Genomic DNA, 22,312 nt, shown 5'->3' with positions numbered 1-22,312 from the left:
AAACTTCCAGTAACTCCCGCAAACTTATTATACATTGTATATCCACTACTTTGATTTGGGGGAATTTCGCTTTTTTTACAAAAATCAAATTATTCTTTTTCAACTAATCTGCCAGTTTGAACAATAAAAAACGAGCCACTATGTGACTCGTGTTGTTCAACAATCGCATTAGAATATTCATTATTTTTTCTCTAAATTACTAATTATTTAACTTTTTTATTTGAATTGAACGAATTATTTGTTAGAAATAGGATTAATTTTTATTTTTTGAACTAGGAAAAATATCACTAGTAGCAGATGGTAATGAATCTGATATATTAATTAGCTCATTTTTATTTAAATTACCAGTAACTACAAAAATATAATCATTATCAAAAAAATACAAAAATCTTCGTTGTCCATTGGTTACTATAAATAATTTATGTCCACTACTATCTACTATTGATATATTTTTATTTTCATTTGAATTTAACTTAAATGAAAAACGTTTATATCTAGCAATTACAGCAATTTTCTTTTTATTTGCAAACGCCAAAATAACTGGATCGTCATCTGGTTCTGTAGATTTAGCAACGACAAATTGATTTAAAGGAAGTTTTATTCCCCCTTTATCAGTGAAGTATTGGCCATCTTTAACATTTAGATCCATAAAACTTAATAGGTTATACATATTAGTATATTTATAATTCATTACAACAAACCTATTGTCAATTTTCTGTGTATTTAAAATTACAATACTTCTATTACCAATAGAAACATCATTTACAATTGATGACTTAAGTGGTTTTGTCGTAGTTTTATCTTTGAAATGCCATTCATATTCAGAAATTGCAGATTCAGATGCACTTTTTGCATCAGGTGGTGCTTCTAATAATGCAACAAAATCTATTTTTTTAACTTTTGACGCATTTTTATGTTGAAGTGTTTTTTCATTTTGTTTACAACTAGATAAAACTAAACACGCGATTATCAATAATAACAAACATCTATATTTAGGTCCCTGTGGGGTTACTGTTATTTTAGTATTTATTATCAATTTATCCACGTTCCTTAAAAAATCTTTTTTTTATTTACTTTACACAATTCGACATAAATTATTGAATTCCTTGTTCAACTAATCTGCCAGTTAGTTGAATAAGAAATTCAACAATCTTCTTTAACAGAGCCTTCTTTTAAAATCAGAATTTAATGATCGGGTTTTAGCTTTAACTATCGATATAAAGTCATACGGAGCCTATTTTAATCCTTTTGTTCCAATTATAAATTCAAGAAACTCCTTGTGCAGAGATTTTAATCATTATTATACTAGTTATACTATAGCATTTCATGACGCGGTTTAAGGAGATAAATATGAAGGAAATAATAGTGGAAAAACTAAAACAAATAGAAACCGAACATGAGGTAAAAATACTATTTGCAGTTGAGTCTGGTAGTAGAGCGTGGGGATTTCCATCTAAAGACAGTGATTATGATGTACGTTTTGTCTATGTTCACCGCAAAGATTGGTATTTAAGTATTGACCAAAAACGTGATGTAATTGAATATCCAATAAATGATTTACTCGATTTTAGTGGGTGGGACTTAAAAAAGGCACTTAATCTCTTCGCGAAGTCAAACCCAGCCTTTTTAGAATGGTTAAGGTCTCCAATTGTTTATCATGATGATTTAACGATTTCAGAAGAATTAAGAAAAATCGGAAATGAAATTCTTTCTAAAAAGGCGTGTATCTACCATTATCTCCATATGGCCAGGGGGAATTACCGTGATTATTTGCAAGGTGAAGAAGTTAAGATTAAAAAGTATTTTTATATATTAAGACCAATTTTAGCTTGTATATGGATTCAAAAATATAATGAAATTCCTCCAATTTTATTTGATGAACTTTTAGAGATGGAGGGTTTAGAACAGGAATTTTTAGAAGAAGTAGGCAAGTTATTAATCCGAAAAAAACAAGGTGAAGAATTAGATCTTGAGCCTAGAAAAAAAGTATTAAACGATTTTATTGAAAATAACATTCAGTTTTTTGAAGAGTATGTTAAGGGAATTACTGAATCAAACAAGGTGAATACTGAGAACTTGAACGAACTATTTCGAACTACAATTGAACATTCATGGGAAAAATAGAATAGATTACACACTTTTTGGGAAAAATTTCTTTGTATGTTAACAAAGAAATTGGAGTGTGAATGAAGTTGGCAAATTTAGAAAGTCTATTGAATCAACAACTGGCGAATTGGAATGTATTATATGTAAAATTACATAACTATCATTGGTATGTAAAAGGACCAAATTTCTTTACTCTACATGAAAAATTTGAGTTGTATTATGACGATGCAAAAGTAATGGTAGACGATTTAGGAGAACGTATTTTAACAATTGGCGCAAAACCAATTGCAACACTTCGTGAATACTTAGAAACGGCTACGATTAAAGAAGGTAATCATACGTTTTCTGCAGAAGAAATGGTATCTGATCTGATTAAAGACTATGAAAAAGTTGTACAAGAATCGCGTGATGTAATCTCAATTGCAGAAGAAAGTGATGATCAAGAAACAGCTGATTTATTCCTAGGTAAGATTGCTGAAATTGAAAAGATGCTTTGGATGTTAAAATCATTTCTTGGAAAATGAATAAATATTTAAAAAGATGGATTAACCTATCATTACAGATGATTGGTTAGTTCATCTTTTTTTATTTTCCCCCTTTTTTTCATCTTGTTTTCTAGTATAAAACGAGTGTTTATAAGGGTTTTTGTGATGTGTTAAAATTTTTCGTAAAAAATTACCAAAAAAAACTAAAAAACCGATTGTATAATTATTTATATTTGTGTATAATCATTCATTATATAAGAATCTTAACTTCTAAAAAAAGGGGATGGATTTATGAGTAAAGTATTGAAAGAAAATCATGTAAAGAAAAATGGTTATATTCAAAAGACAAAAGGGAATGTTACAAAAGGAAATTTTAGCTCTGTAAAATGGTCGGATTTTAAAGGGAAAAATTTTCTTTCAATAAGTGAGTTTTCATCAAGCGAATTATTATTCTTACTTGAAAAATCTTTAGAGATGAAAAATATGCAAAAGGCGAAAGAGGCACATCCTTATTTAAAAGACAAAGTACTAGGGATGATTTTTGAAAAGAATTCTACTAGAACGAGACTTTCATTTGAAATTGCGATGATGCAATTAGGTGGTCATGCAATCTTTATGAGTAGTAAAGATTTACAGCTTGGTAGAGGCGAAACTGTTCATGATACATCAAAAGTATTTTCTCGTTATGTAGATGGGGTCATGATTCGAGCAAATACTCATGAGATGTTGACCGAGTTCGCTGAACACTCGTCAATTCCAGTTATTAATGGTTTAACAAATCTGCACCATCCAGCTCAAATCATGGCTGATTTCTTAACTATTCTTGAGCATAAAGGTAGATTAAAAGGTTTGAAGATTGCTTATGTAGGAGATGGAAATAATAACATCTGTCATTCTTTAATTGAGGGTGCTGCTAAGCTTGGTGTTTATTTAACAATTGCATGTCCCGTTGGGTATGAACCTAATAAAGTTGTACTTCAATCGATGAAGCATGTTGCAAAAACAACTGGAAGTGTTATTGAAGTTGTTAATAATCCTGTAGATGGTGTAAGTAGAGCTGATGTTGTGATAACGGATGTTTGGACCAGTATGGGGCAAGAGGAAGAGACTGAAATTCGCTTAAAAGATTTTAGCCCGTATCAAGTAAATGATCATTTATTAGAAAACGCAAAAGATGATTATTTATTCATGCACTGCTTACCTGCACATAGAGGGGAAGAAGTAACAGCTTCGGTAATTGATGGTAAGCATTCGGTCGTATTTGATGAAGCTGAAAATCGACTTCACGCTCAAAAAGCGATCTTAGTTGCCTTAATGGGTAATTTATAATTCTAAAAATCTATTAATAATCTAATCGGGGGTAATAACATGGGAAATGAGAAAATTGTTTTAGCATATTCAGGTGGTTTAGATACGTCAGTTTGTATTAAATGGTTACAAGAGAAATATAACTATGATGTGATTGCACTTTGTCTTGATTTAGGTGAAGGAAAAGATGTTGAAGCTGTTCGTCAAAAGGCGTTAAATTTAGGAGCAATTAAGTCATATATGATCAATGTAAAGGACTTATTTGCAAATGAATATATTGTCCCCGCTCTAAAAGCGAATGCATTATATGAAGGAAAGTATCCACTTTCATCTGCTCTATCAAGACCTTTAATCGCAAAATTATTAGTCGATGTAGCAAAGCAAGAAGGTGCAGTTGCAGTAGCGCATGGTTGTACAGGTAAAGGAAACGATCAAGTTCGTTTTGAAGTTTCAGTAATGGCTTTGAATCCGAATCTTAAAGTAGTGGCGCCCGTTCGTGAATGGGGTATGACTCGTGATGAGGAAATACAATACGCACATGAAAATGGTGTACCAATTCCTGTTGATTTAGATAATCCATTTTCAATTGATGCAAATATATGGGGAAGAGCTTGTGAAGCAGGTGTATTAGAGAATCCATGGAATGAAGCACCAGAAGAAGCTTTTGATTGGACGAATGCAATTGAAAATACTCCAGATGTTCCTGAATATATTGAAATTGAATTTTCAAAAGGTGTACCTGTTAGCTTGAACGGTCAGCCTATAGATCTTGTTCAACTTATCGAACAATTAAATGTACTTGGTGGAAAACACGGTGTAGGAAGAATCGACCATATTGAAAATAGATTAGTAGGTATAAAATCACGTGAAGTTTATGAAAATCCAGCAGCGCTAATCTTAATCAATGCTCATAAAGAATTAGAGTTCCTTACATTGCCTCGTGAAGTGACAAATTTTAAAGTAAGCATTGAACAACAATTTTCAAAAATGCTATACGATGGCTTGTGGTATTCACCTTTAATGGGTGCTTTAGATGCGTTTGTAAATACAACACAAGAAACAGTAAGTGGTATTGTTCGTGTGAAATTATTTAAAGGCACTCATACAGTAGTAGGTAGAAAATCAGAAACTAGTCTATACAATGAAGAGCTTGCAACCTATTCAAAGGGTGATTTATTTGATCATAATGCAGCAGTAGGCTTTATTAAACTATGGGGATTACCAACAAAGGTATATAGCGAAGTTACACAGAAAAATACAGTACTAAGTAAATAAAATATAGGGTTGATGAAGGAGGCAGTTATGTCAAAACTTTGGGGCGGACGTTTTACGAAGGAGACAAATCAATTAGTCGAAGAATTTACAGCATCGATTGAATTTGATCAAATAATGGCTAAGGAAGATATAGCTGGTAGTATCGCACATGCAACGATGCTTGGAGAATGTGGCATTATTGAAATCAACGAAGCTGAACTAATAATAGAAGGTTTAAATAAAATATTAAAAAAAGTTGAGAAAAATGAGGTTCAATTTAGTATAGAAAATGAAGATATTCATATGAATATCGAAAGCTTGTTAATTGAAGAAATTGGTCCTGTAGGAGGAAAACTACATACAGGGCGTAGTCGAAATGATCAAGTAGCAACGGATATGCACCTTTTTTTAAAAAATAATACGTCTTCCATTATTGATTTAATTGAAGAAGTTCAAAATAAAATCGTGACGCAAGCAAAAAAGCATGTAAATACAATTATGCCTGGATATACGCACTTACAAAGAGCACAGCCTGTTTCATTTGCACATCATTTACTTGCGTATTTTTGGATGCTAGAGCGTGACAAAAGCCGATTCAAAGATAGTTTAAAACGAGTGGATATTTCACCATTAGGTGCAGGTGCATTAGCTGGAACTACATTTCCAATTAACCGTCAACGTACTGCTGAATTACTTGGTTTTAGTGATATCTATCATAATAGTTTAGATGCAGTAAGCGATCGTGATTTTATCGTAGAGTTCCTTTCTGATTCGTCTTTACTAATGACACATATTTCTAGACTATCAGAGGAATTTGTCATTTGGTCTAGTCAAGAATTTCAGTTTATTGAATTAGACGATGCTTTTTGTACCGGCTCTAGTATTATGCCGCAGAAAAAAAATCCAGATGTTCCAGAATTACTTCGAGGTAAAACAGGGAGAGTTTATGGCAGCTTAATCGGGTTATTAACTGTTTTAAAAGGACTACCTTTAGCTTATAACAAAGACATGCAAGAAGATAAAGAAGGTATGTTTGATACCATCTATACTGTTGTAGGAACACTGCAATTACTTTCGGGAATTATCGATACAATGAAAGTAAATGAAAACCGTATGTATGAAGCTGTTAAAAATGATTATTCAAACGCTACTGACCTTGCTGATTACTTAGTTCGAAAAAATATCCCATTCCGACAAGCTCATGAAATCGTTGGAAAAACGGTTCTATATGCTATAGAGAATCATAAATTTCTTGGGGAATTAAAGCTTGAGGAATTTAAGGTGATTAATGAAGTGTTCGAAGAAGATATTTATCATACTTTAAATCCAAAAACAGTAATGGAAGCAAGAATTAGTGAAGGTGGAACTTCAACGAATGAAGTTTGGAAACAAATTACAAAAGCAGAAGAGTGTTTAAGCTTTTCAATAAATATGGTATAATTTTCTAATTGAAAACGTCCAATTATTTGGACGTTTTTTTGTGCTTCTAATTTATTAATAATTTTCTATTCATTATGCAAATACTAGAAGTAGTTACTAAAAAAAGGTAGGTATCATATGAGCACGCAACAAAAAAGTAGGGTATTTAGAGCATCAGAAGGTATAGCACATGCTGTTTTCGTCATGATCGGTATCGGGTCTTTACTTGAGAGTATTGGAAAGATTTTTCATTTTGAATCTTTAATGACGATTGGATTTTCGACTAAATTATTAATGGCACCTGCTATTGGTGCAGGTATAGCTGTTTTATTAGGTTCAAGTACGTTAATCATTTTTTCTGCAATGGCCGCTGCAATAATTGGATCCGGGGCATTATTGATGGTAGATACGGCGATGACCATTAAAATGGGTGAACCAGTAGGAGCGTTATTATCAGCTTTAGTTGCAATTCTTATTGGAAAAGCTGTTCAAGGTAAAACGAAATTAGATTTAATGGTTGTGCCTTTATTTGCCATCTTAATTTCAGGATTAGTTGGATTATATTTATCAAAATGGATTTCTCCAATCTTAATAGCGGTTGGGAATTTTATTAAAGGTTCAACTGAAGGTTCGCCAATTATTGCTTCGATTGTATTAGCGGTAGTGTGGGGGATATTAATTGTTTCGCCTGCTTCTTCTGCTGCATTAGCCATTGCATTGAATTTAGATGGATTAGCCGGCGGGGCCGCATTGGCGGGATGTGCAGCGCAATTTGTGGGATTAGCAGTTATCTCTGCACGAGAGAATGATCCAGGAAGTATCCTTGGTTTATTAATTATCACTCCTAAGTTACAACTACCCAATGTAACCAGGAATATTAGGATACTTATACCAACCATAGTTGCAAGTGCCGTGGCTGGACCGATTTCTGCATTCTTATTTCATATTGAAGCACCAAAAGAAATTGCCGGTTTAGGATTATGTGCACTTGTTGCACCAATGAATTTATTAGCTACCTATGGAAGTGCAGTTATGATACCGATGATTGTTACATACATATTAGTACCTGGGATTGTTTCATATATTGTGTACATATTCTTAAAACAAGCAAATATGATTAAAACTGGAGAGTTGAAAATATTATAAATAGAAAAATGAGTACTAAATAAAGTACTCATTTTTCATTGTATTGTCATTTTAATAGGTTACACTTTTATCGAACCATAATAGTTTTAGTAAACCTAATCCTATAAAAATAGTGCCTTGTGCTAGATTGATAATTGTAGAAGATTTCTCATTTTGTAACAATTTTTCACCAAAGCTGTCTGCAAAAATCGCTATAATTGAAAATACAATGAGAGTGAATACCATAAAAGTTACACCTAAAATGTTGGTGGAAGAGCGATTATAAATCCAGGAATAAAGATTGGACATAATGTTGTGATCGCTTTTGGTTCTGTTGTAACAAAAGATGTTCCTGACAATGTAGTTGTTGAAGGAGAAGGAAAAGTCCTTTTTAGGAAAGCTCAGCGAGTAGGTATTTCTTTTAAGGCGGGAAATGGAGGGCTATATGATTTATTTTTTCATTTGTATATTACTAGGTTTTCTGCTGTTAGTTTATATGTTCATAGAGGCACATCAAAATATAGTAAGAAAACATGAATTTTCTTTTTCGAATGCTCCTCTTGAAAAGCCAATTAGACTATTTTTTATTTCAGATATTCATAGAAGAAAAATACATTCTTCTATTATAAAGAGAATGTCTAATCAAGTTGATCTTGTCATAATTGGTGGTGATCTTTTAGAAAAAGGAGTACCTCTAAAAAGAATTGAACAAAATATTCAAAAACTAAGTAGTCTTGGGAAAGTCTACTTTGTTTGGGGAAATAATGATATCGAAATCGAAAAGACAGATTTAGAGAATATATTTACTAAATGGAAAGTAGTTGTATTGAAAAATTCATCTGTTACGGTTAATCATTTACAAAAAGAATGGTCACTGATTGGAGTAGATGATTTGAAAACTGGGAAGGTGGATCTTGATCTTGCTTTTCAAGATGTTAAACAAAATGTATTTAAGATTTTAGTTAGTCATAATCCAAGAGTCTTAAAGTTACTAAAGAAAGAACAAGGAGTTTCTCTTGTTTTAAGTGGTCATACACATGGAGGACAAATAAGGATTTTTGGATATGGTCCTTATGAAAAAGGAAAAACGCATGTGTATGAGGGGATAACTCAAATAATAAGTAATGGATATGGTACTACGACTATACCACTTAGATTAAGTGCTAGGCCGGAAACACATTATATTGTTATTAAGAGTATATAAAGTCATTAGGAGGAGATACATTCGTATCTTCTTTTTTTATTAGAACTTTTTTCATATTTTTCTTTGTAAAAAAATATGAACGACAAATAAATAATATGAAAATTTAGTCGAATTAGAGGATTGTAATAATTATTAGTAATTATTTCTAATCTTTCTTTTTTTTTATTAAAAAACTCAAAATTCACCCAAATTAAAATTGTCTGAAAATGACGTTTTATAAAGCTTTTTAATAAATAGTTCTATAAATAGGATCAATTTTCTTCTTTTTTTGATAGTTTATTTGATGAATTACCCCAATTTACGATGTCGATTACTAGCGATAAAATAAAAAAAAGAAAGAGAATTGTCAAAAGTCAAAAAAATAAAAAAATGGGGGAGAACAGGTGAGTAAAAGAAACTTTAAAATGAGTTTAGCTAAAACAACGATCAGTGCGCTGGTTGTGGGCTCGATGATTCCATTTAACGTACTAGCAGCTACACAAAATGCGAGCACAGAAAAAACGGTCATGGGTTCACTAGCTCAAAACACAAGCACACCAGACTTAACAGCTGAGCAAATCGCCGCGTTAAAGAACGTGTCACCAGAAAGTGATGTAAAGATTTCGCCAAAAATTGATACGACAAGCTCAAAACCAGTTAAGGTTATTGTCGAATTTACACAAGCGCCAGCAAAAATAAGTGTACTGCAAAAAGCAGTGGAGGGCGAAAAAACGACATTAAGCGCAGAAACTAGCGCAGTTAACTCGTCACACGCTACATTCAAGTCATTTATAAAAGGGTTAAATAATAGTGCAAGTAAAACGAATGCAGTAAATGCAGTATCTGCATTATCTGTTTCACCAAACGAAGTATCTAACGAAACATCCGACCAAACCGGGGACGCTACCGCTCAAATTACGCGTGAATACACACATGCATTAAACGGGGTGGCAATGACACTACCAGGTAACTTAGTTGAAAAATTATTTGATTCTGGTGTAGTAAATCGTGTATTAAACGATGACTTAGTAAAGCTTGACCCAAGTGAACTGAAAGCTGCTGCTGAAAGTGAACAAGGTGGGAATAATTTAGCAGAAAATTATATTCCATTACCAGGAATTGAAGATTTGCATAAAGAGGGCACTACTGGAAAAGGAATCAATGTAGGAGTTATCGATACAGGAGTTGACTACAATCACCCAGATTTAACAGACGTATATAAAGGCTACCGTGCAAAAAGTGGTGAAGATGCAAGCAAAATCGATCCAACGACAGTTAAAGGTTGGGATTTTGTTGATAATGATGCCGATCCTATGGAAACTACAATCGATGATTGGGTAAAAGCCGGCAAACCTGAAAGTGATGAACCGTATTACACGTACCACGGTACACACGTATCAGGTACGATTGCTGCTCAAGCGAAAAATAATGTAGAATTCCCAGCTCAAGGGGTTGCACCAGGCGTGAACTTGTATGACTATCGTGTACTTGGTCCTTACGGTACAGGGTATACAGATGGGATTGTAGGTGGAATTGATAAAGCAATACAAGATGGTATGAAAGTTATCAACTTATCTCTTGGAGCACCAGTTAATAATCCATTATCAGCTGAAGCTGTGGCAATTAATAACGCAACCCTTGCAGGTGTAACATGTGTTATTTCAGCAGGAAACTCTGGTCCAGGTGAAGGGACACTAGGTACACCAGGTGCATCAGCACTTGCCATTACAGTTGGAGCAAGTGATTTCCCAGTTAGTGTTCCAATTGCGTCAGCAAAAGTTGGAAATGAAACATTTACTGACTTCAAGTTACTTGGAAAAGGATACAATGATCATGTGTCAGATTTAGAGAACAAAACGTATCAAATCGTGGATGTTGGTTTAGCACAAGCAACTGATTTTAAAGATGCGAACGGCAATCCAATCGATTTAACTGGAAAAGTTGCACTTATTACACGTGGTACAATCCCGTTAGCTGATAAAATTACGAACGCAGCGAAAGCAGGCGCGGTTGCAGCAATTATGAGTAATAATATTGATGGGGACATTGATGCTTACTTAGCAAGTAATGATGGCTTTATACCAACATTCCGTATGACAAAAGCTGACGGTGAACGTTTACGTAATGTAGCAAGCACAAATACAATCACCTTTACGAATGTAAGTACAACAAATACAGAAGGGAACCACTTGGCAAGTTTTAGTTCAAGAGGACCAGTCGCTGCAACATATGACATTAAACCAGATGTTGTTGCACCAGGTGTATCGGTGTACTCAACTTATCCATATTTCGTTCATAGCCCAGATAAAGTAGATTATAGTAACGCGTATTCTCGTATTTCAGGTACATCGATGGCGTCGCCACATGTGACAGGCATTGCTGCACTAATCTTACAAGCCCATCCCGATTATACACCAGCCGATGTGAAAGCAGCGTTAACAAACACTGCTGGAAATCTAGACGGCAATTATTCTGTATATGAGCAAGGTGCTGGTTTAGTCAATGTCGTGAAAGCAGTAAAACGTGATGTAAGTTTTAAAGCACAGGACACAACTGCAAACATTGATAGTAGCGGTAATAGTGTGAACTTGAATTACGAAAAAGGTTCATTAACGTTTGGCGCAGTGTATAAAAAAGATGGTGCGGTCAATACGAGTAATCGAACAGTGAAAGTAAAAAATCGAGGAAACTCTGACAAAACATTTGATATTTCTACAACTTTCATTAAACCAAATGCATCGGTTAGTGATGCAACTAAAAACGGCATTACTGTGACAACAAGTTCACCATCATTAACAGTAAAAGCAGGTGAAACAACGAACTTTACAGTAACTTTGAATCTACCAGATACGGCGGAATATGGCCGATACGAAGGTTATTTGAACATTGTTAATCATGACGACCCAAGTGAGACTTATCGCATGCCATTGGCTGTTCGCTCGGTAGAAAAAGGACTTGGCAATTTACTAATGGATGTTCCGGCAGCTCCGACTCGTAAACCGGTAATCTATTCGGACTTCAACGGAAACCCAGGTCGTCAAATAAAGTTCCGATTCAATAGTCCAATGAAGTATTTCTGGATCGTGATTTATGACAAAGACGGAAATCCAGTCGGTGCAACAACGGATTCCCCATTAAATGTGAGCAGTGTTCAAACCGATATTGATTATGTTGTAGGCTTTGACCCAAGCACATATTATCCGTTTATTGGAGATCCAAAACTCGAAAAAACAAATATGTTCACAAAAGCAGCATTACCGGAAGGACAATATACGTTAAAAATGCGTACAACTGATACGACTAACATGTATGCAAAAACGTATGAAAAATCACAACTGTTCGTTGTGGACAACACGCTACCGAAGTTAACCTATAAAGACCATACACCTGGCGTGTACGAGTTAGAAGACAAAGATTTTACCGATGAAAAACAAAATGGCAACATGTACAACGCATTCTGGGTGCACACAAACCTATCGGATGAAGGGACAGCGAAACTTGCTCCACTTGGGTTAACGCAGTCAGCGAATATTTTATGGTACTATCACAATAGTATCGGTTACCCGGAAGGCGATTTCCCAGTTGATGCAAATGGCGATGCAAAATTCGGAATTGAAAAATCCGATATCGAAAATGGACCAGCTACAATTACGTTAATGCCAATGGATGCAGCACATAACGTTGAGCTTATCAATGATTTCCATGAGTACGCGTTTATCAAAAAAGGATCACCATATATGGTGCCGACGTATGACAAACAAAAAGTTACCTTAAATGATACAATCACGATGACGTTAAACTTAAACAACGTGAAAGATATGATGTCAGGTACTTTTAAATCAATGTACTACAATAAGTATCTTGAGCTACAAGGCGTAACAGTCAACCCAGCATTCCAAAAGTGGGCAGACCAAAACGGCGTGAAGGTTAATGTGGATACACCAGTGAAAACACCAGATGCGGTTTACGGACAAAACGCTACAGATATCAATGTTGGGGCACAATTAACAGGTGGATCAGACTTTAAAGGATTCAATGGCGATAGTCCATTTTTAGATGTGACATTCAAAGTGACAGATGACATGTGGGATATTATGGCATCGAAATTGACACCAGATGATGACACAACAAAATTTAGCATGACACAATACGGAACAAATGAAACAAAAGAGATTACAGCATTTAGCCGATTAAATCAATTCCAAATCGTTCCGACGCATTCACAAGTGCAAACGTACGTGAAACTTGAAGGGCTTAAAAATAACTTCACAGCGAAGTTGGATAGCATTGGCGCTAAAGGGTACGCACAACTACCCGACGGAACGAAAATACCAGGTACAATTGATAGTTATGGCTACATCGATATCAAAGGCATTCCACTTTCAAAAGATCCAATCAAGTTCATTGTGGAAGGACCAGGACACTTAAAGAGCATACAATCTATTACACTTGGTAAAAAATCACCATGGGGTGATGATATTGGAGAGTATAAATACATCGGAGGAACTCAAACATACGGTTCAGCTGGAGATGTAACTGGCGATGGCGTAATTGACGTTCTTGATGCGAAGCAAGTATCTGATAAAATGGGTCAACAAAATAGTGAAAACTACCCAATAGAAGATTTAAATAAAGACGGTATTGTTGATAGTAAGGACATGCAGTTTGTCGCGACTAACTTCGGTAAAACAAATCCAGATGCAACGATTTCACCAAAAGAAGTTATGAAAGTTGACGGTAAAGACTTGTATGCAACAGAAATCTTCAATAAGGCTAAGGTTTATAGTAATGTAAATACGTTCAAAGTTGATTCGAAACATGCTAACTCAGTTACACTTAATTGGTTAGCTGTAGATCCTGCCGGCAATTGGGGTGGATTGAAAATTCAACAGCAATCAAGCACGGATGGTATCACGTGGCCAACTACTTGGACAGATGCAAAACTGGATACACCAATCACAGTTAGCTCAACTAGTGCGAAAGTGACAGGATTAAGTGATAGTACGTACTACCGTTTTAGATTGGTTGTAATGGGTGGATTGAATGGAACACTTAACAGTGGATATTCAAACGTTATTCAGATGACAACATTACTATTAACACCAACTATTGACGTAATTGATGATAATGATACAACGATTACTGGTAAAGCAAATACGAATGTCAATATTGTTGTGAAAAATAATAGTACTGTAGTAGGTACAGGAAAAACGGATGCAAGTGGGAACTATAGTATTCAAATTAAACCACAAAAAGCAGACAGTGTATTAACAGTTAGTGCAAGTGATGCATCTGGAAATCAAAGTGAACAAGCATCGATTGTTGTATTAGATCGTACAGCACCAGACGCACCAATTATTAATACAGTTACGAAAAAAGATCAAAAAATTACAGGTAAAACAGAAGCAAATGCGACGGTTGCTATAAAATTCAACAATGTAGTGACAGAAGTACAAGCTGATCAAAATGGGAACTTCAGTTTAGACATACCTCATAAAAACTATGGCGATTACATTGGATTGGTAATCTCTGTAACTGCAAAAGATGCTGCAGGAAATGTGAGTGCTGCAACTGAAACAGTCATTTTAAACAAATAATAAAAACGGGGAGCCTCTGTGAATGAGGCTCTCTTTTTTCGTCCAAATCCCATAAATAGACTACTAGAAAAATAAACTTGATAAAAGAAGATTCGTATATAAAAAAGGTATTTTGCAGTTTTATGGCGAATTATTAATATTGGGTATTTTTTTGTTTGGAGGTTAAAAAATGAAAAAGGTTTTAGTATTAGGTGGTACAAGATTTTTCGGAAAACGACTTGTTCATAAATTAATCGATAAAGGCTATAATGTTTCAATCGCAACGAGAGGACTGACAGAAGATGACTTTGGAGATCGAGTTAATAGATTTATAATCGATCGACGAAATCCTGAAACATTAACTAGTTTAAGTGCTCATAAATGGGACCTTGTTTATGATAATATTTGTTATACTCCAAATGAAGCGAAGGAAATTATTAAACTATTAACTAATCATGTTGGAAGATATATTTTTACTTCATCTTTAGCGGTTTATGATACGGGATTAAATCATGTGGAAACTGACTTTGATCCTTACAACTATCGTATTGAGTATAATAAAGATAACGAATATTCATACGCTGAAGGGAAGCGTCTTTGTGAGGCTGTTTTATATCAAGAAGCAAATTTTCCAGTGTTTGCGGCTAGATTCCCAATCGTATTAGGACCGGATGATTATACGAAGAGATTACTTTTCCATGTTGATAAAGTTTCAAGAAATGAAGAAATCATTATATCTGATTTAAACAAAGAGATGACCTTTATCGATTCTGATGAAACCGCTGAGTTTTTATTTTGGTTAGGGGAAAATGAATCGATTAAAAGTGGTCCTTTTAATGCGTGTTCTAATGGTGAAATTACATTTCAAGAAATTATAAACATTTGTGAAATGGAAACTGGAAAAAAGGCCATTATTAACTCTTTTGGTGCAGTCGAACATCAATCGCCATTTGATGCTTATAGCGATCAATCATTGAGTAATGAGAAAGCTAAAAAAGAAGGTTTTCAATTTTTAGAAGTTCATGAATGGATGGCGAAATTAATTCATCATTATTGTTCACTATAAAAAGTTCATAAAATGTACAAAAATAAAATTCCGAATTTCTGGAATTTCCAGGTTTTCGGAATTTTATTGAAGATAAATTCCGAAATTTCGGAAAAAAATACATTAAAAATATTGAAAATTATAAATTAACTTAATATTATTAGAATTATAAAAAAAGATTTTACCGTGTAGATTCTGTCCTAAATATATTTAATTCAGTCCACATAAAATCCGTTAGTAACTCTTGGCACACTATTTGCTTGTATTAAAAGCAGAAGAACATTCTGTTGAAAGGAGCAAAATACAGTAAATAGTGGAATTTGAACTAGTTAAACAGTTCGAATGAAAGCGTTATCAAAAAAGTGGCCAATACGTAAAGATAACAAGGAGGTTATTATGGAAATCTTAATTATTTTATTAGCATTAGGACTTTTAATGTTTGTTGCTTATCGTGGGTTTTCTGTCATTTTATTTGCACCAATTTGTGCTTTATTTGCAGTACTTTTAACTGAACCAAGTTATATTCTTCCGTTTTTTAGTAATATTTTTATGGAAAAAATGGTTGGTTTCATAAAGCTATATTTTCCTGTATTTTTACTTGGTGCAATTTTTGGTAAAGTCGTTGAAATGTCTGGGATTGCTGAATCAATCGCAAAAACGATTATTCAATTAGTTGGAGCAAAAAGAGCTATTTTAGCGATTGTATTAATGGGAGCCATTTTAACATATAGTGGGGTAAGCTTGTTTGTTGTTGTATTTGCTATTTATCCATTTGCTGCAAACTTATTCCGTGAAGGTAATATTCCAAAACGACTAATTCCTGGAACAATTGCACTTGGTGCGTTTACATTTACGATGGATGCATTGCCAGGTACACCGCAAATTCAAAACGTTATTCCAACTACATTTTTCAAAACAGATATTTATGCTGCACCATTTCTAGGTATTTTAGCAGCTGTTTTTGTACTTGCAGTTGGTCTTTGGTACTTAGAATCAAGACGTAAAAAAGCAGAAAAAGCAGGTGAAGGTTATTTAGGATTTAATGGAGAACTAGCTGCTGCAAATGAAACTCAAACAGAAGTTCCTACATTAACGACCAATACTCCTACACCAGTTTTAAAACAGATTCTAGCATTTGTTCCACTATTATTTGTTGGATTTTCAAATAAATTTTTTGTTGTTTCATTCCCAAAATGGTATCCAAAGGAATTTGACTTTAAATCAATTGGACTAGAAGCTTTTGGGGTTGTTCAAATTCCTGCAGTTGTTGGTATTTGGTCAGTTGAATGTGCTTTAGTTATTGGGATCCTTTCAGCGATGATTTATGGCTATAAAAATATGCGTACAAATCTAAAGACAGGTATGAATGCAAGCATTGGTGGAGCACTTCTTGCTTCTATGAATACTGGTGCTGAATATGGTTTTGGTGGAGTAATCTCTGCTTTACCTGGATTTGGAATGGTCAGTAAAGGAATCTCTCATACATTTACGGATCCATTAGTAAATGGAGCTGTGACGACTACAACTTTAGCAGGTATTACAGGTTCTGCATCAGGTGGTATGGGTATTGCACTCAGTGCCATGTCTGATAAATACATCGAGGCAATTAATAAATACAATATTCCGCCTGAAGTAATGCATCGTGTTATTTCGATGGCATCAGGTGGTATGGATACTTTGCCTCATAATGGTGCAGTCATCACATTATTAGCTGTAACTGGTTTAACACATCGCCAGTCATATAAAGATATTTTTGCAATAACAATCATTAAAACAGTTGCAGTATTCTTAATCATTGCAGTATTTAAACTTACAGGACTTGTTTAAGAATGTTAAACTACTAATCTTACTTTTGAAGGGAGCAAAATAATGGGCAAGAATAAGGTAATTACTTCAGTTGAAGAGGTTGTTTCACAAATTCATGATGGAGCTACGATTATTGTCGGTGGCTTTGGTCTTTGCGGTATTCCTGAAAAAATGATTTTAGCATTACGAGATAAAGGGACAAAGGATTTAACAATCGTAAGTAATAACTGTGGAGTAGACGATTGGGGTCTTGGTCTTTTATTAGCAAATAAACAAATTAAAAAAATGGTTTCTTCATATGTTGGAGAAAATAAAATTTTTGAAAAGCAGTTCTTAAGTGGAGAACTTGAAGTAGAGCTTGTTCCTCAGGGGACTCTAGCTGAACGTATTCGTGCAGGCGGTGCTGGAATCCCAGGATTCTACACAGCAACTGGTGTAGGTACACCAATCGCAGAAGGAAAAGAACATAAAGTATTTAATGGAAGAACTTATTTATTAGAAGAAGGGATCGTAGGGGACTTTGCATTTGTTAAAGCTTGGAAAGCTGATAAGCAAGGGAATCTAATTTTTAGAAAAACTGCTCGTAACTTTAATCCACTTGCAGCAATGGCTGGAAAAATCACAATTGCAGAAGTTGAAGAAGTAGTAGAAGTTGGCCAACTTGATGCTGATGCAATTCATACGTCAAGCATTTATGTACAACACGTGGTCCACGGTGAAACATACGAAAAACGAATTGAACGTAGAATGACTACAGGAGTATAGGAGGCTAATAACATGAAAGATATTCGTCAATTAATTATTCAAACTGCGGTTAAAGAAATTCAAGATGGTATGTATGTAAACCTTGGAATTGGACTACCTACTTTATTAGCAAACTATCTTCCAGAAGGAATTGAAGTAATGCTACAATCCGAAAATGGTTTACTAGGTATTGGACCATACCCTAAAGAAGCTGAACTAGATGCTGACTTAATCAACGCAGGTAAAGAAACAGTAACTGCGGCTAAAGGAGCTTCTTATTTTGATAGCGCTGAGTCTTTTGCGATGATTAGAGGAGGCCATATTGATTTAGCTATTTTAGGTGGTATGGAAGTCTCAGAAACTGGTGATTTAGCTAACTGGATGATCCCTGGAAAAATGGTAAAAGGTATGGGCGGTGCGATGGACTTAGTAAATGGTGCTAAGAAAATCGTTGTAGTGATGGAACATGCAAATAAATACGGAGAAAGTAAAGTTAAAAAAGCATGTACTTTACCATTAACTGGAAAAAGCGTAGTTCATAGACTGATTACTGAATTAGCCGTTTTTGATTTTACAGAAAATGGAATGGTTTTAGTAGAATGCGTTGGTGGAGCAACGATTCAAGAAATTACTGAAAAAACAGAGGCTACATTTACAATTAGTCCGAAGTTATTAAATAACGTGAACTAATCTTTAAAAGGAGGCAAACCAATGCAGCAAATGCTTTCTGAGAAGGTTGCACTGATAACTGGTGCTGGTAGTGGAATTGGTTTTGAAATTGCTAAAACCTTTGCAGAGCAAGGAGCAACAGTTGTCTTAACCGACCTAAATGAGGAAAATGTTCAAAAGTCAGCTACTTCATTACAAGAGCTAGGGTTTAATGCGATTGGTTATGCTTGTGATGTAACAAATGAAGAACAAGTAGTTGACACGTTTCGTAAAGTAATCGATCAATTTGGTGAATTACATATTTTAATAAACAATGCTGGTTTACAATACGTTTCATCAATTGAAGATTTCCCAACTGAAAAATTTGAATTACTTATTAAGGTCATGTTAACTGCACCTTTTATTAGTATTAAACATGTATTTCCAATTATGAAAAAGCAAAAATATGGTCGCATTATTAATATGGCTTCTATCAATGGATTAATAGGATTCGCTGGTAAAGCTGCTTATAATTCTGCGAAGCATGGCGTTATTGGTTTAACAAAGGTTGCTGCATTAGAAGGTGCAAGTGACGGTATTACAGTCAATGCAATCTGCCCAGGCTATGTTGATACACCTTTAGTTCAAAACCAATTGGCTGATTTAGCAAAATCAAGAAATGTACCAATTGAAAGTGTAATTGAAGAAGTAATTTATCCATTAGTACCTCAAAAAAGATTACTTACAGTAAAAGAAATAGCAAATTATACAGTATTTCTTGCTAGCGAATTTACTAGTGGGGTTACAGGTCAAGCGAATGTAATAGATGCAGGATATACAGTTCAGTAGGAAAAGAGGAAATGTTGTTTGAGCAGGGGGAGATTCCTGCTCTTATCCTTTCTAGAACCCTACTACTTTAAGTGAGGTATCGTATGAATGAATAGTATGTTAGAGAGTCTTCCTTTTGATTGGATTTCCGAAATTATTAATCTTGCAACTGAGTGGATTGTTGTCGTTAATCGTGAAGGAAAAGTTTTGTATATGAATGAATCGTATTGTGAGTTTGTTGGGCGTTCTGCTGATGAAGTGATTGGTATGCCTGTAGTAGATGTTATTGAAAACTCTAGAATGCATATAGTCGCTAAAACCGGTCAGGCAGAGGTAGCGGAGATCCATCCAATAAAAAATACAGAAATGGTAGCAAATCGTTATCCACTCTATGTGGGTGATGAATTAGTAGGTGCTGTCGGAACGGTAATGTTCCGAAATGCGCAAGATTGGATTGAGTATTCTAAGAAAGTAGAACCTTTAGTAGAAGAATTAAACTATTATAAAAGAAAATTTGAGAAAGAATTAAATAGTAAATATAGCTTCAATCAAATAATTGGTGATACGCCAGTCTTTAACGCTACAAAAAATTTAGCAGAGCAAGTATCTGCAAGTTCATCTGCAATCTTACTTTTTGGTGAATCTGGTACAGGTAAGGAATTGTTTGCACATGCAATTCACGATGCTAGTCCAAGAAGAAATTTTCCATTTGTACGAGTAAATTGTGCTTCCATTCCAGAGCATTTACTAGAATCAGAGCTTTTTGGTTATGAAGAAGGTGCTTTTACAGGTGCAAAAAGAGGTGGGAAGAAAGGAAAATTTGAGCTTGCGAACCGAGGAACGATATTCCTAGACGAGATTGGTGATATGTCCTTGCATATGCAAAGTAAATTACTAAGAGTACTTCAAGAAAGAGAGATTGAAAGAGTTGGTGGAAGTTCTCCTATTTCCATTGATGTAAGAGTCATTGCAGCTACGCATCGAAATCTTGAGAAGATGGTAGTATTAAAAGAATTCCGTCAGGATCTGTATTACCGCTTAAATGTAATTAAAATAGACATTCCTCCACTTAGATCAAGGATAAATGATTTACCTCTCATAGCAGATTCGTTAATAAAAAAACTCGAAAGGAAATTTCATCGAAACGGAATTCAAATTTCAAATGAAGTTTTACAAATTCTTAAGTCACATCATTGGCCAGGAAATATTCGAGAACTAGAAAACGTACTTGAGAGATGCATAAATGTCCTAAATGGCAAAGTGATTACACCAAAGCAATTACCTCTTTATTTGTATGAAAATCCAACCAGTCAAAAAAATACAGTCGAATTCGAAAAAAATGTATCTCAATTAAACAATCAAAATACCATAAAATCATTAAAAGAAATGGTTGAAGAGACCGAAAAGGAAGCAATTAAGAGAGCTCTAATTGAATCTCAAGGTAATAAAATTGAAGCTGCAAAATTATTAGAAATAAGCAAGTCAACTTTTTATGAAAAATGTAAAGCTTATAACATAAAAAGTTAAAAGATTTCATGTGATTTGGTTATTTAGGATGAAATAAAAAGGGGGAAATAAAATGGGTGAGAACGTTGTAATTGTTAGTGCTGTTAGAACTGCAATCGGAAGTTTCAGTGGTACATTGAAAGATGTAAGTGCAGTAGAATTAGGCGCTAAAGTTATTAAAGAAGCGATTAATAGAGCCGGTATTCAAGAAAACCAGGTTGATGAAGTCATAATGGGGAATGTACTTCAAGCTGGTTTAGGTCAGAATCCAGCAAGACAATCAGCATTAAAAGCAGGACTCCCAAATACTGTCTCAGCAATGACAATAAATAAGGTTTGTGGTTCTGGATTAAAATCAGTCCATTTGGCAACTCAAGCAATTATAGCAGGAGATGCTGAAATTATCGTTGCTGGCGGTATGGAAAATATGAGTCAATCACCTTATTTACTTAAAGGTGCAAGAGATGGTTATAGAATGGGAGATCAAAAGATTGTTGATAGTATGATTGCAGACGGACTATGGTGTGCGTTTAATGATTATCACATGGGAAACACAGCTGAAAACTTGGCTGTTCGTTATGAGGTTTCGAGAGAAAAACAAGATGAGTTTGCGGTAAATAGCCAACAAAAAGCTGAGAATGCAATTAAGGCCGGTAAATTTGAAGATGAAATTGTTGCGATTGAAATTCCACAAAGGAAGAAGGACCCAATCATCTTTAAAGATGATGAATATCCAAAATTTGGTGCTACTGTAGAGAAAATTTCAGCACTAAGACCAGCCTTCGAAAAGAATGGAACGGTTACAGCAGCAAATGCCTCTGGTATAAATGATGGCGCAGCAGCAGTTGTAATTATGAGTGAAAGTAAGGCAAGAGAACTAGGTATTAAACCATTAGTAAAAATAAATGCAAATAGTAGTGCAGGCGTTGATCCGAGCATAATGGGAATTGGAGCAGCATTTGCAGCAAAAAAAGCACTTGAAAAATCATCGATTGAATTAAGTGAAATAGGCTTGATTGAAGCAAACGAAGCATTTGCTGTGCAATCGATTTCTGTCATGAAGGAATGCGGATTTGATGAAAATATTGTCAATGTAAATGGAGGTTCGATTGCACTCGGACATCCAATTGGTGCAAGTGGAACTCGAATACTAGTTACATTGATACATGAAATGAAGAGAAGCGAGACACAGTACGGACTTGCAACCCTATGTATTGGTGGAGGAGAAGGCGTTGCGACAATTATTGAAAATTGTTTTGAATAAAAAATAAGTAAAAGG

At 34.5% G+C, this 22,312-nt stretch carries 17 protein-coding genes and 1 pseudogene; 16 read left to right on the top strand and 2 right to left on the bottom strand.

The window, feature by feature from the left end:
- Positions 1-253: 253 nt before the first annotated feature.
- The gene (locus BED47_RS12070; RefSeq protein WP_069033877.1) at positions 254-973 is read right to left on the bottom strand and encodes a DUF4367 domain-containing protein; all 720 of its coding nucleotides are present in this window, start codon (positions 971-973) and stop codon (positions 254-256) included.
- Positions 974-1,350: 377 nt separating this feature from the next.
- Here BED47_RS12070 and BED47_RS12065 point away from each other — a divergent pair, with 377 nt between their 5' ends.
- The 6 genes from BED47_RS12065 (at position 1,351) to BED47_RS12040 (ending at position 7,718) form a co-directional block, all read left to right on the top strand.
- A complete protein-coding gene (locus tag BED47_RS12065) occupies positions 1,351-2,124 on the top strand; it encodes a nucleotidyltransferase domain-containing protein (RefSeq protein WP_069033876.1) in 774 nt (257 codons plus the stop codon).
- Positions 2,125-2,186: 62 nt separating this feature from the next.
- Positions 2,187-2,630: a Dps family protein gene (locus tag BED47_RS12060; protein WP_069033875.1), complete on the top strand. Its 444-nt coding sequence runs from the start codon at positions 2,187-2,189 to the stop codon at positions 2,628-2,630.
- A 252-nt stretch (positions 2,631-2,882) separates the two neighbouring features.
- On the top strand, positions 2,883-3,920 hold the full coding sequence (gene argF / locus BED47_RS12055; protein WP_084006894.1) for an ornithine carbamoyltransferase: 1,038 nt from the start codon (positions 2,883-2,885) through the stop codon (positions 3,918-3,920).
- 39 nt (positions 3,921-3,959) lie between these two features.
- Positions 3,960-5,174, top strand: a complete 1,215-nt coding sequence (locus tag BED47_RS12050; protein ID WP_069033874.1) for an argininosuccinate synthase — start codon at positions 3,960-3,962, stop codon at positions 5,172-5,174.
- Between the two features lie 27 nt (positions 5,175-5,201).
- Positions 5,202-6,593, top strand: coding sequence for an argininosuccinate lyase (argH, locus tag BED47_RS12045; RefSeq protein WP_069033873.1), 1,392 nt, complete (start codon positions 5,202-5,204; stop codon positions 6,591-6,593).
- A 117-nt stretch (positions 6,594-6,710) separates the two neighbouring features.
- Positions 6,711-7,718 carry a PTS sugar transporter subunit IIC gene (locus tag BED47_RS12040; RefSeq protein WP_069033872.1) on the top strand — a complete coding sequence of 336 codons (1,008 nt, stop codon included), beginning with the start codon at positions 6,711-6,713 and terminating at the stop codon, positions 7,716-7,718.
- A 51-nt stretch (positions 7,719-7,769) separates the two neighbouring features.
- On the opposite strand, the gene BED47_RS23725 is transcribed toward BED47_RS12040, so the two are convergent.
- Positions 7,770-7,943 carry a hypothetical protein gene (locus BED47_RS23725; RefSeq protein ID WP_175403492.1) on the bottom strand — a complete coding sequence of 58 codons (174 nt, stop codon included), beginning with the start codon at positions 7,941-7,943 and terminating at the stop codon, positions 7,770-7,772.
- An 18-nt stretch (positions 7,944-7,961) separates the two neighbouring features.
- Between BED47_RS23725 and BED47_RS23240 the strand changes: the two are divergent.
- The 10 genes and pseudogenes from BED47_RS23240 to BED47_RS11995 form a co-directional block, all read left to right on the top strand.
- Positions 7,962-8,096: pseudogene (locus BED47_RS23240) on the top strand (acetyltransferase); the annotation flags it as partial.
- Between the two features lie 46 nt (positions 8,097-8,142).
- Positions 8,143-8,901, top strand: a complete 759-nt coding sequence (locus BED47_RS12035; protein WP_069033871.1) for a metallophosphoesterase — start codon at positions 8,143-8,145, stop codon at positions 8,899-8,901.
- A 383-nt stretch (positions 8,902-9,284) separates the two neighbouring features.
- The gene (locus BED47_RS12030; protein ID WP_069033870.1) at positions 9,285-14,477 is read left to right on the top strand and encodes a S8 family serine peptidase; all 5,193 of its coding nucleotides are present in this window, start codon (positions 9,285-9,287) and stop codon (positions 14,475-14,477) included.
- Between the two features lie 169 nt (positions 14,478-14,646).
- The gene (locus BED47_RS12025; protein ID WP_069033869.1) at positions 14,647-15,522 is read left to right on the top strand and encodes an NAD-dependent epimerase/dehydratase family protein; all 876 of its coding nucleotides are present in this window, start codon (positions 14,647-14,649) and stop codon (positions 15,520-15,522) included.
- A gap of 375 nt (positions 15,523-15,897) precedes the next feature.
- Entirely contained in the window at positions 15,898-17,328 is a 1,431-nt protein-coding gene (locus BED47_RS12020) for a GntP family permease (protein ID WP_069033868.1), read from the top strand.
- 42 nt (positions 17,329-17,370) lie between these two features.
- Positions 17,371-18,072, top strand: coding sequence for a CoA transferase subunit A (locus BED47_RS12015; RefSeq protein WP_069033867.1), 702 nt, complete (start codon positions 17,371-17,373; stop codon positions 18,070-18,072).
- A gap of 12 nt (positions 18,073-18,084) precedes the next feature.
- Positions 18,085-18,741, top strand: a complete 657-nt coding sequence (locus BED47_RS12010; protein WP_069033866.1) for a 3-oxoacid CoA-transferase subunit B — start codon at positions 18,085-18,087, stop codon at positions 18,739-18,741.
- A gap of 30 nt (positions 18,742-18,771) precedes the next feature.
- Positions 18,772-19,548 carry a 3-hydroxybutyrate dehydrogenase gene (locus BED47_RS12005; RefSeq protein WP_069033888.1) on the top strand — a complete coding sequence of 259 codons (777 nt, stop codon included), beginning with the start codon at positions 18,772-18,774 and terminating at the stop codon, positions 19,546-19,548.
- An 87-nt stretch (positions 19,549-19,635) separates the two neighbouring features.
- Complete coding sequence (locus tag BED47_RS12000; protein ID WP_069033865.1) at positions 19,636-21,054, top strand: sigma-54 interaction domain-containing protein; 1,419 nt, start codon at positions 19,636-19,638, stop codon at positions 21,052-21,054.
- Between the two features lie 52 nt (positions 21,055-21,106).
- Positions 21,107-22,297: an acetyl-CoA C-acetyltransferase gene (locus BED47_RS11995; protein ID WP_069033864.1), complete on the top strand. Its 1,191-nt coding sequence runs from the start codon at positions 21,107-21,109 to the stop codon at positions 22,295-22,297.
- Positions 22,298-22,312: the final 15 nt, after the last annotated feature.

The sequence above is a fragment of the Gottfriedia luciferensis genome (assembly GCF_001712755.1).
Classification (GTDB): domain Bacteria; phylum Bacillota; class Bacilli; order Bacillales; family Bacillaceae_G; genus Gottfriedia; species Gottfriedia luciferensis_B.
This window is presented reverse-complemented; position numbering and strand designations above follow the sequence as displayed.

Excerpts from the sequence above, each read along its gene's own strand:
- BED47_RS12065 (WP_069033876.1), top strand. The coding sequence starts at position 1,351 with ATGAAGGAAATAATAGTGGAAAAACTAAAACAAATAGAAACCGAACAT.
- BED47_RS12060 (WP_069033875.1), top strand. The coding sequence starts at position 2,187 with ATGAAGTTGGCAAATTTAGAAAGTCTATTGAATCAACAACTGGCGAAT.
- argF (WP_084006894.1), top strand. The coding sequence starts at position 2,883 with ATGAGTAAAGTATTGAAAGAAAATCATGTAAAGAAAAATGGTTATATT.
- BED47_RS12050 (WP_069033874.1), top strand. The coding sequence starts at position 3,960 with ATGGGAAATGAGAAAATTGTTTTAGCATATTCAGGTGGTTTAGATACG.
- argH (WP_069033873.1), top strand. The coding sequence starts at position 5,202 with ATGTCAAAACTTTGGGGCGGACGTTTTACGAAGGAGACAAATCAATTA.
- BED47_RS12040 (WP_069033872.1), top strand. The coding sequence starts at position 6,711 with ATGAGCACGCAACAAAAAAGTAGGGTATTTAGAGCATCAGAAGGTATA.
- BED47_RS23725 (WP_175403492.1), bottom strand. The coding sequence starts at position 7,943 with ATGGTATTCACTCTCATTGTATTTTCAATTATAGCGATTTTTGCAGAC.
- BED47_RS12035 (WP_069033871.1), top strand. The coding sequence starts at position 8,143 with ATGATTTATTTTTTCATTTGTATATTACTAGGTTTTCTGCTGTTAGTT.
- BED47_RS12025 (WP_069033869.1), top strand. The coding sequence starts at position 14,647 with ATGAAAAAGGTTTTAGTATTAGGTGGTACAAGATTTTTCGGAAAACGA.
- BED47_RS12020 (WP_069033868.1), top strand. The coding sequence starts at position 15,898 with ATGGAAATCTTAATTATTTTATTAGCATTAGGACTTTTAATGTTTGTT.
- BED47_RS12015 (WP_069033867.1), top strand. The coding sequence starts at position 17,371 with ATGGGCAAGAATAAGGTAATTACTTCAGTTGAAGAGGTTGTTTCACAA.
- BED47_RS12010 (WP_069033866.1), top strand. The coding sequence starts at position 18,085 with ATGAAAGATATTCGTCAATTAATTATTCAAACTGCGGTTAAAGAAATT.
- BED47_RS12005 (WP_069033888.1), top strand. The coding sequence starts at position 18,772 with ATGCTTTCTGAGAAGGTTGCACTGATAACTGGTGCTGGTAGTGGAATT.
- BED47_RS12000 (WP_069033865.1), top strand. The coding sequence starts at position 19,636 with ATGAATAGTATGTTAGAGAGTCTTCCTTTTGATTGGATTTCCGAAATT.
- BED47_RS11995 (WP_069033864.1), top strand. The coding sequence starts at position 21,107 with ATGGGTGAGAACGTTGTAATTGTTAGTGCTGTTAGAACTGCAATCGGA.